Origin of the sequence: Anabaena azotica SJ-1 (genome assembly GCF_047275885.1) — a bacterium.
Lineage (GTDB): Bacteria > Cyanobacteriota > Cyanobacteriia > Cyanobacteriales > Nostocaceae > Trichormus_B > Trichormus_B azotica_A.
In genome coordinates this window covers 1,792,878-1,806,250 of sequence record NZ_CP178454.1, presented here as the reverse complement: position 1 = coordinate 1,806,250, position 13,373 = coordinate 1,792,878, and the positions used below count along the sequence as shown (strand labels likewise).

General features: G+C 38.0%; 10 protein-coding genes and 1 CRISPR repeat array. Of the genes, 8 read left to right on the top strand and 2 right to left on the bottom strand.

Annotation, left to right across the window (positions count from 1 at the left end; genetic code table 11):
• Positions 1-73 precede the first annotated feature (73 nt).
• The 4 genes from prfA (at position 74) to ACLLO5_RS07885 (ending at position 6,815) form a co-directional block, all read left to right on the top strand.
• Complete coding sequence (gene prfA / locus ACLLO5_RS07900) at positions 74-1,168, top strand: peptide chain release factor 1 (RefSeq protein ID WP_413174921.1); 1,095 nt, start codon at positions 74-76, stop codon at positions 1,166-1,168.
• Positions 1,169-1,476: 308 nt separating this feature from the next.
• Positions 1,477-2,922 (top strand): cytochrome ubiquinol oxidase subunit I, encoded by a 1,446-nt coding sequence (locus ACLLO5_RS07895; protein WP_413174920.1) that lies wholly within the window; start codon positions 1,477-1,479, stop codon positions 2,920-2,922.
• Positions 2,923-2,930: 8 nt separating this feature from the next.
• Positions 2,931-3,944 (top strand): cytochrome d ubiquinol oxidase subunit II, encoded by a 1,014-nt coding sequence (gene cydB, locus ACLLO5_RS07890; protein WP_413174919.1) that lies wholly within the window; start codon positions 2,931-2,933, stop codon positions 3,942-3,944.
• Between the two features lie 244 nt (positions 3,945-4,188).
• A CRISPR array of direct repeats spans positions 4,189-6,087; the repeat unit is 37 nt; unit sequence ATTGCAATTTCAACTAATCCCTATTAGGGATTGAAAC.
• A 260-nt stretch (positions 6,088-6,347) separates the two neighbouring features.
• Positions 6,348-6,815: a hypothetical protein gene (locus ACLLO5_RS07885; protein ID WP_413174918.1), complete on the top strand. Its 468-nt coding sequence runs from the start codon at positions 6,348-6,350 to the stop codon at positions 6,813-6,815.
• Here ACLLO5_RS07885 and ACLLO5_RS07880 read toward each other — a convergent pair.
• Positions 6,812-7,210, bottom strand: a complete 399-nt coding sequence (locus ACLLO5_RS07880; protein WP_413174917.1) for a nuclear transport factor 2 family protein — start codon at positions 7,208-7,210, stop codon at positions 6,812-6,814. The two genes, ACLLO5_RS07885 and ACLLO5_RS07880, sit on opposite strands and share 4 nt — an antisense overlap.
• Positions 7,211-7,294: 84 nt before the next feature.
• On the opposite strand from ACLLO5_RS07880, the gene pnuC reads away from it, so the two are divergent.
• The 3 genes from pnuC to ACLLO5_RS07865 all read left to right on the top strand — a co-directional run bounded on the left by pnuC (position 7,295) and on the right by ACLLO5_RS07865 (position 10,132).
• Positions 7,295-7,864 carry a nicotinamide riboside transporter PnuC gene (pnuC, locus tag ACLLO5_RS07875; protein WP_413174916.1) on the top strand — a complete coding sequence of 190 codons (570 nt, stop codon included), beginning with the start codon at positions 7,295-7,297 and terminating at the stop codon, positions 7,862-7,864.
• On the top strand, positions 7,828-8,817 hold the full coding sequence (locus tag ACLLO5_RS07870; RefSeq protein WP_413174915.1) for an AAA family ATPase: 990 nt from the start codon (positions 7,828-7,830) through the stop codon (positions 8,815-8,817). The genes pnuC and ACLLO5_RS07870 overlap by 37 nt, the downstream gene beginning before the upstream one ends.
• A gap of 469 nt (positions 8,818-9,286) precedes the next feature.
• Positions 9,287-10,132 carry a DUF4437 domain-containing protein gene (locus tag ACLLO5_RS07865; RefSeq protein WP_413174914.1) on the top strand — a complete coding sequence of 282 codons (846 nt, stop codon included), beginning with the start codon at positions 9,287-9,289 and terminating at the stop codon, positions 10,130-10,132.
• Positions 10,133-10,192: 60 nt separating this feature from the next.
• On the opposite strand, the gene hisS is transcribed toward ACLLO5_RS07865, so the two are convergent.
• Positions 10,193-11,581 carry a histidine--tRNA ligase gene (gene hisS, locus ACLLO5_RS07860; RefSeq protein ID WP_413174913.1) on the bottom strand — a complete coding sequence of 463 codons (1,389 nt, stop codon included), beginning with the start codon at positions 11,579-11,581 and terminating at the stop codon, positions 10,193-10,195.
• A gap of 974 nt (positions 11,582-12,555) precedes the next feature.
• Here hisS and ACLLO5_RS07855 point away from each other — a divergent pair.
• Positions 12,556-13,326, top strand: a complete 771-nt coding sequence (locus ACLLO5_RS07855) for a hypothetical protein (RefSeq protein ID WP_413174912.1) — start codon at positions 12,556-12,558, stop codon at positions 13,324-13,326.
• The last annotated feature ends 47 nt before the right edge of the window (positions 13,327-13,373 follow it).

Here is a 13,373-nt window from a genome sequence, read left to right as displayed (position 1 = left end):
CGACCCTGCATTGATGTAGGGTCGATTGTCATTTAATGCTCGAGCCAACTTGTTATTTTAAGGGATTGTACTCATGGCTGAAACATACCTGCTGGAGAAACTTAAATCTGTTGAACAAACTTTTCATGAATTGACTCGTCGCCTGGCCGACCCTGATACGGCTAGAAATCCTGATGAGTATCAAAAAATTGCCAAGTCTCGTTCTTCGTTGGAAGAGGTAGTTAATACTTATGAAACTTGGAAAATTGCTCAGGAAGAATTAGTAGGGGCGCGTCAGGTACTGAAAGAGTCAAATAGCGATCCTGAGTTGCAAGAAATGGCAGCTTTGGAAGTTAAAGAATTGGAAGAAAAGCTGGACTATTTAGAAAGTCGCTTGAAGGTGTTGCTATTACCCCGTGATCCTAATGATGATAAAAACATCATGTTGGAAATTCGTGCTGGTACTGGTGGTGATGAAGCGAGTATTTGGGCTGGAGATTTGCTGCGGATGTATTCCCGCTATGCTGATACTCAGGGTTGGAAAGTGAAGCTAGTCAGCGAGTCTTTAGGTGAGATGGGCGGCTTCAAAGAGGTGATTTTAGAAATTCAAGGCGATAGTGTTTACAGTAAGCTGAAGTTTGAAGCGGGAGTACATCGTGTACAGCGCGTTCCAGCTACGGAAGCTGGGGGCAGGGTTCATACTTCTACAGCTACTATTGCTATTATGCCGGAAGTGGATGATGTAGAAATACATATTGACCCGAAAGATATTGAAATGAGTACAGCCCGTTCTGGTGGTGCTGGTGGACAAAACGTAAACAAAGTGGAAACGGCTGCTGATTTGTTCCACAAACCAACAGGAATAAGAATTTTTTGTACAGAAGAACGTAGCCAGTTGCAAAACAAAGAACGGGCTATGCAAATTTTGCGGGCTAAACTTTATGAAATTAAGTTACGGGAACAACAAGAGGCTGTTACTTCGATGAGGCGATCGCAAGTTGGTACAGGTTCCCGTTCTGAAAAGATTCGCACCTACAATTATAAAGATAGTCGGGTAACTGACCACCGTTTAGGTAACAACTTTACTCTTAACCCTGTCTTGGAAGGCGATTTGGAAACCATAATCCAATCTTGTATATCTCAAGATCAACAAGAGCGTTTAGCAGAATTAGCTACCTCTAACAACTAATTTGATTTTCACAAATCAAACTTTTAGATCCCTGATTTCTTAGAGAAGTCGGGGATCTTGTTATTTAAGAATAGGGAAGAGGTAACATTTTCTTGAGCTTCAATAGTTCAGTTTAATTTGCCATAATTGAGGTTTTATCATCATTATTCATCCAGAAAAGTGATGTAATTTTTGATTAAATCGCATATATTACAGTGCTGCAAAATAGATTTTTATAGTTTAATTAGTTGAAATGTAGACTTTAGAGGTATTCGCATCAGCAGCTAACCTTTATCCTAGAAAGGATAGCGAGCTAATGGAGAGAATTCGTGGAATTTTTATCCGATTCCGTTGTGTTATCACGGATGCAATTCGCACTCACTGCAATATTTCATATACTTTGGCCTGTCCTAACTACAGGTATGGGTATCTATCTGGTGATAGTTGAAGGATTATGGCTGAAAACTCGCAACCCAGATTATTACTTACACGCGCGTTTTTGGTCAAAGTTCTACGTTCTTAATTTTGGTATTGGTGTAGCTACTGGTATCCCAATGGAATTTCAATTTGGGACAAACTGGGCTCCTTTCTCGGAAGCTGTAGGTAACTTTTTTGGTAGTGTGATTGGCTTTGAAGCTTCTTGGGCATTTATGCTGGAAGCTGCTTTTTTAGGAATTATGTTATTTGGTTGGGAGCGTGTCAACCCAACGATTCATTATCTTTCAACAATTTTGGTAGCTGTTGGTGCAAACCTATCAACATTGTGGATTTTAACTGCTAATTCTTGGATGCAAACACCCGCAGGTGGAGAATTAGTTAATGGTAAATTTGTTGTCCATGATTATTTTCAAGCAATTTTAAATCCCTTCATGGTTAACAGTGTGCTGCATATGTTTTTTGCCACACTGGAAACATCTTTATTTGTGATTGGGGGAATTAGTGCTTGGTATATTTTACAAAGACGAAATACAGCTTTCTTTTCTAAGTCTTTAAAAATCACTTTAGCAGCTGCGATCGCAGTAGCTCCACTACAAATATATATCGGACACCTTAGTGGTGAACAAGTCTATCACTATCAACCCACCAAACTAGCCGCAATGGAAGCACAGTGGGAATCTTCACCAGCGGGAAAACCTGCTGATTGGAGTCTACTCGCCATTCCCAACGCAAAAGCCGAGAAAAACGACTGGGAAATTACTATTCCCAAGGCACTAGGTTACATTCTGGAATTTAAACAAAATCTTTCTCAACCGCTACGGGGTTTAAAAGAGTGGAAACCAGAAGATAGACCAAAAATGGTAGGTTTAATTTATTATGCCTTCCGTATCATGATTGGCATTGGCTTTTTCTTCGCTGGATTGATGTTATTAAGTACCCTGCAATGGTTACGGGGTAAACTTTCAGCCGAAAATATTAGTCAGCAACGTTGGTTAATGTGGGGTTGGGTTTTCGCTGCACCTTTAGGTTACATTGCTGTAGAGTCAGGTTGGATAGTCCGTTGTGTAGGAAGACAACCTTGGATATTGTATGGACAAATACGCACCGTAGACGCGGCTTCTCATTTACCTGCTAGTAATGTTGTAGTTTCCTTGTCTGCATTTGCTACAGTTTACAGCATTTTATTTATTGCAGCTTTGTATTTTGGTAGTCGCATTATTCGCAATGGACCAAATCTTGATTTACCAATTCCTGGTATAGAAATTACTAAACCCGCAGTAGATACCACACCAGCAGAATTTGTGCCAGATGAACGTCCTGTAGAAGCCCAACAGTAGGAAATTCTATGGAGACGCTAAATTATTTTCTACCTCAAGTTTGGTTTGTGATTTTAGGATTATTTCTCTTTCTCTACGTCATGCTAGATGGGTTTGACTTAGGAGTAGGAATACTATCTCTCACATCTTCTGATGAAGAACGTCGGGGAGTTTTGATGACGAGTTTAAGTAATATTTGGGATGCCAATGAAACTTGGTTAGTTCTCATGGCAGGAGGTTTATTTGGTGCATTTCCTCTTGCTTACGGCACAATTTTAAATGCTTTGTATATCCCGATTTTGGTAATGGTATTCGGCTTTATTTTTCGGGGTGTAGCGTTTGAATTTCGGGAATTATCCCAACGTAAAGTTTTTTGGAATTTGGCTTTTGGGGTGGGAAGTTTCACAGCTGCACTAGGTCAAGGTTTTGCATTGGGTGCAGTTTTAAAAGGTATCAAAGTTGATGCTGCTGGGCATTTTATTGGTAGCACTTGGGATTGGTTAAGTTTACCGTCTGTCTTGGTAGCATTAACTTTAATTCAAGGCTACGTTTTAATTGGTTCAACATATTTAGTTTGGAAAACTACGGGAGAATTACAAGATACTCACTATAAAACCGCGAAACTTGCAGCTTGGACAACTTTAATTGGTGCAGTTTTGATTACAATTACCACACCCATAATTTATGAAGGAGCGAGAATGCGGTTGTTTCAACAACCATTGGTTTATATCTTTGCTTTGATTCCAGTTTTGGGAGTGTGGTTAATTTGGCAACTTTTACAAAGTTTAAACCGAAAACAAGAACGCTCACCTTTTGTTTGGACTATTTTATTGTTTGTGCTTACATTTCTGGGTTTGGGTTTAATTGTTTTCCCCTACATTATCCCCAGGCAAATTTCAATTTATGAAGCTGCTGCTGATCCTAGTTCTTTGGTAATCATGATCATTTTTATCGGTTTCCTGATTCCGGTGATGTTGTTTTATAATCTGTATCAGTATATTGTCTTCCGAGGAAAGGTGACTGGTGGAGAGTATGGGGAATAGTTGATAACCAGCCTTTTTGCGCGGATGGGTGGGTGTTAAAAATCAAGAAGCTGAAAAAATGGCTGTATCCTTTGATAGGCTTGGTTTTGCGGCTGTTAATGTTAGTCACCCATCCGCGCACCTTACCCAGACTGGGTTTCAGCGTTTTTCGCCCTTGACACATTTTCTGGAATGGACTATGATAAGACCATCCGCGCAATCGAACCTTGAAAACTACATATATATAGGCTTTCAGCCTCCCGCTATTGCAATTTCAACTAATCCCTATTAGGGATTGAAACACCTAAGTTTAACCTGGTGGTAGCTGGTATTGACTGGGGGGATTGCAATTTCAACTAATCCCTATTAGGGATTGAAACCAAGCCCCCATCACTGGTAACTTCTTAGGAGCTAATTGCAATTTCAACTAATCCCTATTAGGGATTGAAACCTTGAATGCTGGATAGATTTCTTACAAGGTACTGCTCGTTATTGCAATTTCAACTAATCCCTATTAGGGATTGAAACCGACCTGCACCCATTCCCTCACACAATCTGCACCCTATTGCAATTTCAACTAATCCCTATTAGGGATTGAAACATGAATCTGAAGAAGATCCGGATGATTATAGTGAAATTGCAATTTCAACTAATCCCTATTAGGGATTGAAACCAGGACGACCATAAACAAGTGATATAGGCATATATTTAATATTAATTGCAATTTCAACTAATCCCTATTAGGGATTGAAACGCCTACGGGTGATTTGAATATTAATAAGCCCCTTAGATTGCAATTTCAACTAATCCCTATTAGGGATTGAAACAATTTACTCAAACTACAACTAAGTCAGGGGGCGTAATTGCAATTTCAACTAATCCCTATTAGGGATTGAAACAGGATGACCTGTACTTGGGTGGAATAAACCACCCAAGACAATTGCAATTTCAACTAATCCCTATTAGGGATTGAAACCCCCAATACTTCACGCTGGCAGCATTCATAACAAATTATTGCAATTTCAACTAATCCCTATTAGGGATTGAAACGTATTGAATCGGGGTCCACCGTTAGTCCCGAAAATTGCAATTTCAACTAATCCCTATTAGGGATTGAAACTTCTTCTGATAGAGCATTGATGAAAGCATTAGAAACTATTGCAATTTCAACTAATCCCTATTAGGGATTGAAACTCATATATGCGTTGAGCCACTTTAACGCAAATATTAAATATTGCAATTTCAACTAATCCCTATTAGGGATTGAAACAAAAAATCAGGGATTGATAAAATATTTATTCCTGATTCTGTATTGCAATTTCAACTAATCCCTATTAGGGATTGAAACATTGACTTATCCCCTGGCGTTGACAATACAGGTCTAGATTGCAATTTCAACTAATCCCTATTAGGGATTGAAACTGAATATCCATTTAGTCTCCGACCAAAGATTTTATTTGATATTGCAATTTCAACTAATCCCTATTAGGGATTGAAACGTTAAGGTCGCAGGAAGCAACAGATGTCTGAGCAAGTTGAAATTGCAATTTCAACTAATCCCTATTAGGGATTGAAACCGATATTCTTGGGGATATTGATTCACTTAAGGCAATTGCAATTTCAACTAATCCCTATTAGGGATTGAAACTAAATCAACGCCCAACAGTTGGGCGATCGCTTGAAATTGCAATTTCAACTAATCCCTATTAGGGATTGAAACCAGGGTTTACGCTATTTAACTCAGGTAATGCCTATTGCAATTTCAACTAATCCCTATTAGGGATTGAAACAACCCTAGAGGTATTAACTGTATTAGGAGATTACCAGCGGATTGCAATTTCAACTAATCCCTATTAGGGATTGAAACAATCCCTTAAATCATATTCACCAGTTAGTCCAAATTGCAATTTCAACTAATCCCTATTAGGGATTGAAACACATAATGCAAATTCTGCATAAAAGTACCATCACATTGCAATTTCAACTAATCCCTATTAGGGATTGAAACAAAAAAACAGAAATAATAATCCATAGTCTAACCGAGCATAATTGCAATTTCAACTAATCCCTATTAGGGATTGAAACATCAAAACCCGTGAATCTGAAGTGGTTATACATTGCAATTTCATTGCAATTTCAACTAATCCCTATTAGGGATTGAAACTTGATAATTGGTGCGTTACGACTAATTCTCACTTTCTCAAACTCCAAAATCTTTGCATAGTCGTAACACACCCTACTTTATAAATAGGCTTTTAGGATTTGTATTTTGCGTTACAAGCTAATCCTTTTAGTGCGTTGAGGTATAAGTATTATTTATATTTTCCCATTCCTGCTGTGAAGAAATTGGTGAAAATGACTTTAAAAGTGTAAAAATTAAGAGATGATGGAATTGAAAGTAATTCGAGGAAGATAATTTTCACCATGAATAAATCATTAGATGAATCATTGTCTCAGCAAGTTGCTGAAAGCATCAAAAGCAAAGCGAAAACCCCTTTTGAAAATGCTTATAAAGCGGCTTTAGCAACTGAGGGTGCAAGGTATGTTCAAGGTTTTGTGGTGTTTACTGGACAACCATACAAACCTGTTGAACACGCTTGGATTGAGTTAGAGGATGTGATTATTGATCCTACTTTTCCTTATCTCCAAAGAAATCCTCACAATATTTGGTATTTTCCCGCACAAAGTCTAACTGTTAAAAAGCTAAAAGCGATAATTGAAGAATCAAAAGAAGATTATCCTGAAGATGATCCTTTACCAGTTTATGGTGCAACACCTTATGAGTATTATGGTGATTTGATGTTAGGTGATCAGGAATATTTGACAGCTTACAAAGCGGCTGAGGTGAAATGTCAAGAAATTAATAATTTGGATTCTGGAGGAAACAACTAATAGGATTTACCATCACTACCAAAATATTCTCTATATCCATAAATTTTATCATCCCGTACATCAAAGGCAACAGCAACCCGATTTTTATAAGGTTGTCCAAATAATTTGCCTTCATCTCGAAATTCAAAAATAACGGTTTTTTCGTTGCTGGTAATGTTATCTAAAGAAGTAAGTTTGATTCCTGGTTGAAAAGCTTGGGAAACGTATTCAAAAAATTCTTTAGCTCGTTCTTTACCTGTATTTAAACCGTGAAATTCTCCCATGGGAAACCAAAAGGTAAAATCATCGGTTAGCATATCTAGAAAATTTTGCCAATTGCCAGTTTCTAGACCATTTGTAAAATACTCAAATGCTTGTTGAGCAATTTTTAAAGTGTTTTCTGATTTGGTTGGCATTGAAACTACCTGTTTATTATAAATTGAAATTTGTTACTGCTGATAGTTTACGCATTTTCTCACAAATATTGAAGCTAAAATTGCATGAGTGCTATTGAAATTATTGCAGCTATTTTCGGTCTGGTCAGTGTCTGGTTGACTGTTAAAGAAAATATCTGGTGCTGGCCTACGGGGTTGGTAATGGTATTTTTGTATATCTTTGTTTTCTATGAAGCACGTCTTTACTCAGATGTAATTCTTCAGGTGATTTATATTTTTTTACAAATTTATGGTTGGTATGCTTGGTTATATGGAGGTAAGGATGATACTCCACTTTCTGTGACTCGTATTTCTAAGCAGGGAATATTGGTTTGGTCTGGGGTAGCATTGATTGGCACTTTCACTTTAGGTTATATCATGAATGTTTATACAAATGCTGCTTTACCTTACCCTGATGCAAGTATTACTATTTTAAGTTTAATTGCCCAGTGGTTAATGGCTAAGAAAATTTTAGAATCTTGGATAATTTGGATTATGGTGGATGCGATCGCACTGGGAGTCTATACGGTTAAACATCTTTACCCAACAACGGGACTATATACGGTATTTCTAGTTTTAGCTGCATTGGGGTATAAAGAATGGCAAAAGGCTTACAGAAACCCACGACTGGGATGATTTTGGGCAAGTTTATGCCCCCGCATTTAGGACACCAATATCTTGTAGATTTTGCACGCAATTACGTTGATCATCTGACGGTTTTAGTTTGTTCTATTCAATCAGAACCGATTCCCGGAGATTTGCGTTATCAGTGGATGAGGGAAATGTTTCCTGATGTAAATGTTGTTCATGTCACGGATGAAAATCCCCAAGAACCAAAAGACCATCCCGATTTTTGGCAGATTTGGTATGACAGTATTCGTCGGGTATTACCAACTGGCCCAGATTACGTTTTTGCTTCGGAAAGTTATGGTTGGCAATTGGCAGAAATTTTGGGAGCTAGTTATATTCCTGTAGACCATGCACGCAGTTTAGTGCCTGTTTCCGGTACACAGGTGAGGCAAAATCCCCTTGTTAATTGGCATTATATCCCCCCTTGTGTGCGTCCTTATTTTGTGCGTCGTGTTTGCATTTTTGGGGCAGAATCTACAGGTAAATCGACACTGACGCAAAATTTAGCTAATCATTACAATACTGTTTATGTGAGTGAATATGCACGGGGATTGTTAGATTTTAAAGGTGGTCATTGTGATTTTACAGATATTCCCTTGATTGCTAAGGGACAAATGGCTGCTGAAGATGCTTTGGTACGACAGGCAAATAAAATTATATTTTGTGATACTGATTTAATTACAACGACGATTTGGAGTGATGTGCTGTTTGGCAAATGTCCGCAGTGGATTGAAGATGAAGGTAATCGCAGACAGTATGATTTATATTTGTTGCTGGATGTAGATGTACCTTGGGTAGATGATTCACAGCGTTTTTTGCATCACTATCGAGAAGAATTCCGCGATCGCTGTATTCAGGCACTAGAATCACGCCATCGACCTTATATTATCATTAATGGCGACTGGGAACAACGCTGGCAAAAGGCTTGTATGGCAATAGATCAGTTATTGGAGTCATAAAAGAAGCGATCGCAGTTCCGTTTTAGTTGTGCGATCGCCCTAATCAATTGATACCTAGCCAAAGGAATCAATCCTCAAGATTATATTTCTGATAGTGCTAATATTGGGTGCGGTGTTATGCCCATCAGGTGCCTCACCCCACATTGAAAATCTAACTAAAATTTAACAACTACTTAGCCACAATTTTCACCCATCAGGAGGTGTTGGACTGCATCAGGTATGGATTCTCAGCCCTGAAACTCTGTTGGGTTCACTGCGACTTTAATTTTCCCAGTGTAGAACAGATTAAGTAAGCGATCGCGTGCCTCTAGAATATATTCTTGATAATGTAACATCATGCAACCAAGCACAGAAGCAGCTTTCCAAAAAGTTCGTGATCAAACAAGGTATCACAATACAACCTGCAAATAAAAAGTCATATTTTTCTCATAACAATGTGAGTCTTTTACACACGAACACAGGTATTCAAGTGAAAAATAAAGCCTCCACAGGACGTAAACACGTGGAAACTGAAGAATCACTTAACTCAGTTCTCAACTTTCCACAAGTACCTTTTGAAGTAAACAACTTTATTACTGGTGAATTCGGTACTACTCAGATTCTATCCATCAACAAAAGTACAGGCGAATCTACACAGCGAGTAGTCCTGAAAAAAGGCTGGAACGCACCTATCGGTCATTTCACTACTGATGTGGAAATTTTCGTACTAACCGGCGTACTTTGCCAAGGTGGGTTTAAACTCCGCAATCTCAGCCACTCTTTCATCCCTGCTGGTATACCTACTGGCCCATGGAAAACCGAAGAAGATACCATTATCTTATGGATGCCAGATGCCACTCCCACTTACATAACAGAAGACTACACCAGCCTTGAGCAAACAAAAGAAAATTCTGTATATCATCCGAATATGCAGACCCATGAACGGATGACTGAGTATATTCCCTTGCAAGAACTTCACGCCATGAAATGGGAAAACACAACCTTCCTACCTCCTGGTTCAGCACGTAAAAGCCTGTACACCAATAAAAAAACCGGACGCGCCACATGGATTCTTGGTTTAGTACCCATGTGGTTAGAAGGTAACTTCTCTGAAAGTCATCCCACCACAGAGGAAGCATATCTGATTAGCGGAAATTTACAAGGATATTGGTCTATGAGTAATGACCCCTTCAATAAACGCTATGCAGAAATGTGTAAAGATGGCTATTGCTGGCGACCTGCACACATTCCCCACGGACCATTTTCGACAGAAAGCGGCGCACTACTTTTATTTCGTACTCTTGATCAGCTAAATTGTTACTGGACATTGACTTAAATTTAACACAATTTAACTCCCTACTGACCACAGAGAATACTCCCCTGATCCATACTGAATTTAAGCCAACCTTCTTTTAACTTCTTCCGCTAAATCTGCCAAAGCCACCTCTATTTGCTCACCTGATTTCAAATCCTTCAATGATGATTTTTGTGCTGCGGCTTCATCCGCACCAATAATTACACAAAATTGAATTCCTTGCTTATCTGCGGCTTGAAATTGTTTACCCAAAGGACGTTTTTCAAAATTAGTTACAACATTAATTCCCGCTTGTCTTAATTGCTGTGATACCTTTAAATAAACAGGCATCAAATCTTCCTGCATATTCACTACCACCACCTGGGTAGGGGTCGCAGATAAAGTATTCAGAATACCCGCTTTTAACAACCGACTAATTAAGCGAGTTAATCCAATAGAAATACCCACACCAGGCATTTTTTCACCTAAAAACATTCCCACTAATTCTTCATATCTACCCCCAGAACATATACTACCCAAGGCTTCATGTCCGATTAAAGTAGTTTCGTAAACTGTGCCAGTATAATAATTTAAACCACGAGCAATAGATAAATCAATACAAAACCGTTTGTCAGCAACCCCTAAATCTCTCACTCCATTAATTACAGCTTCTAATTCACTAACTCCCAAATTAAATTCCTCAGCTTCTGGGAAATTCTGCGCGAGGTGTTTGAGTTTATCTAAAACATCATCAACACTACCATCAATTTTAATAAATTCAATAATTTTCTCAGTTTGTTCTGTTGAAATACCTTCTTTTTCTAACTCTGATTTAACCTTAGCTTCTCCAATTTTTTCCAAATTATCAATAATGCCAATACAGGCTTTAATTTGGTTTTCCGCAACTCCCACAGACTGAAAAAACCCTGTCAGAATTTTCCGGTTATTGATACGAATGACAAAATCACCAATGTTAATAGCTTCAAATATCTCAGTGATAATTGCCGGCATTTGGGCATCATATAACAAACTCAGTTTACCACGAGCCACCACATCAATATCACATTGCCGAAATTGCCGAAACCTCCCATCTTTTGCCCGTTCACCGCGAAAAACCATATCCATTTGATAACGAGCAAAAGGAAAAGTCAACTCATTTAAATGACGTGCAATATAAGCCGCAAAAGGAACAGTTTGATCAAACTTTAAAGCCCTCGCTTCCGAACCAGTTTCGCCAGATTTATCCTTTTCTGCTTGGCGATTTGGTGGTAAAATCGGGTCAATACCATATATTATATTATCCCCCTGATTTCCCTTAGCTTGTAGCACTTCCAACCTTTCTACCGCGGGAGTTTCAATCGGTGTAAAGCCATAGCTTTCAAAAACACGACGTATTATATCTATTAAATATACTTCTAGACGCTTTTCGCTAGGCAGAAATTCGGGAAACCCGCTAGGGTTAGAAAAGTTAATTTTGTCACTTTTTGCCATGCCCATACCTGATCAAGTTGAAATTTCGGATATATTGTCATCCTACATTAAACAACTTGGGGAATTACAGGCAAGATTGATAGTGAGAATTGAAAGCAGGAGATATCCGACTTATTTATAAAGTTTGGGTAAAGTTATTGTTGGTTGCAACCTTAGGACTTACGCAAAACATAACGAAAGTAGGGGTAATTCATGAATTATCCCTACGCAATAATCAGGTTTTTGGTTACATTGTGTCTACAATGGCAATTATACTAAGATAGTAAAGATAAATACATAAAATCTAACTTGATATCATCAGCTTACTTAAACTTTCATGTTGATTCAGAACGAAAAGAATATAAGCAAATAGATGTCTGATAGTTGTGAAAGTGAGCAGTTTTGGATAATGTAAATACCTGGCAGAATCATTAGCACAGTTCGCACTTAGTAGATTCAGGTAACAGATCACTTAGATACTTAGTCTTTATTAAGACCATAAAAAATTCATATCAACAAGCAAGAGAAACAGTATTTTTACCCTATTAGCCGTTTATTACCAGTGTAATGTTCACTTAGGATTTGTAAAATTTATATGTGGAATCTTGACAAAATAAGTAGAAATAATTGATACTTAATAGATATCACTGATATCAGACAGCAACGCTAATATTGAACAATCGCTCAACCCATTCATGTTGTTTTTCTTTAAAAATCCTTTGGTGAGAATTACCTAAAACAAAAGGTATTTCCCATAGTTTTATTTAAACAGCACGCTTAAACGCTACTGTAACAGAAGAATCAACGTATCGTGCTTGGCTAAACTGAGTCAGCTTGCGAAGGGGTAACACATCTAACACTGTCATTAAAGTAAGAAGTGAAGTCTGGACTTGTACAGATTTTAGACAGCATAAACCCAGTTAGTTATATCAACTGATTTATTTCATTTACATAATTAATCAAGTTCTATACCAAATCACTCAGGAACACGACAAATGAGGCAAAATATTAAATCTGCTTTTCAAAACCTGGCTACAATCGCAATAACTCTATCTGGAGTTATGACTGCTGTCGGTATTACTCTGTCAGCACAATCAGCCCAAGCACTTAATTTTACACTTGCTCCTAGTGATTTTACCATTACACAAGGTATAGGTAATAACAGTGCGTCTTCAGCTATAGCAATCAACACATCTGCTCCGGCAAATGGATTCGGTAATATATTTAATAGCAATTTTCTGCTTTTAGGTGCGAATACTACTGACCCAAACATACCTAATGACTCGCTTAGAAATAATAATAGTGAAGCTACTTCAATTCCTTTTGTTATTACCTCAACTGATGCTGCTCAACCAATTACAATGACCTTTAATTGGGCATTTAATGGTAACTCCTTGGGAGGATTTAATGACAAGGATAACTTCAATATTGCGCTCATTAAAACTGACCTATCAGATGGCGCACAACTTTTTGAGAGAACTGTAGATACAAGTGACGCTATTCCTGGTTATGGTTTTGGAATTAACGACTTAGGAACTGTTATTACTGCAAACTCTTTATCAGCAGGAAATTATCAAATAGTTATCTCTTTGAATGAAAATGGCAATACAAGAAGTTCCGCAGCTGGTTTCAACAACATTATCCTTTCTACTCCTACTGTTCCCTTTGGATTTTCCACAAATGCGAGTTTGCTAGTATTTGGTGGTGTATTTTATGGTATGAATAAACTCAGAAAAAACATGGCAGTAAAAAAGTCTCAGGCGTAAAGATAGAAAACAATACTCCTGCATTTAGTTTTATCCCCCAACACTTC

What these genes read in the sequence shown, in the direction of transcription:
- prfA (WP_413174921.1), top strand. Translation starts at nt 74, where the DNA reads ATGGCTGAAACATACCTGCTGGAGAAACTTAAATCTGTTGAACAAACT.
- cydB (WP_413174919.1), top strand. Translation starts at nt 2,931, where the DNA reads ATGGAGACGCTAAATTATTTTCTACCTCAAGTTTGGTTTGTGATTTTA.
- ACLLO5_RS07885 (WP_413174918.1), top strand. Translation starts at nt 6,348, where the DNA reads ATGAATAAATCATTAGATGAATCATTGTCTCAGCAAGTTGCTGAAAGC.
- ACLLO5_RS07880 (WP_413174917.1), bottom strand. Translation starts at nt 7,210, where the DNA reads ATGCCAACCAAATCAGAAAACACTTTAAAAATTGCTCAACAAGCATTT.
- pnuC (WP_413174916.1), top strand. Translation starts at nt 7,295, where the DNA reads ATGAGTGCTATTGAAATTATTGCAGCTATTTTCGGTCTGGTCAGTGTC.
- ACLLO5_RS07870 (WP_413174915.1), top strand. Translation starts at nt 7,828, where the DNA reads ATGGCAAAAGGCTTACAGAAACCCACGACTGGGATGATTTTGGGCAAG.
- hisS (WP_413174913.1), bottom strand. Translation starts at nt 11,581, where the DNA reads ATGGCAAAAAGTGACAAAATTAACTTTTCTAACCCTAGCGGGTTTCCC.
- ACLLO5_RS07855 (WP_413174912.1), top strand. Translation starts at nt 12,556, where the DNA reads ATGAGGCAAAATATTAAATCTGCTTTTCAAAACCTGGCTACAATCGCA.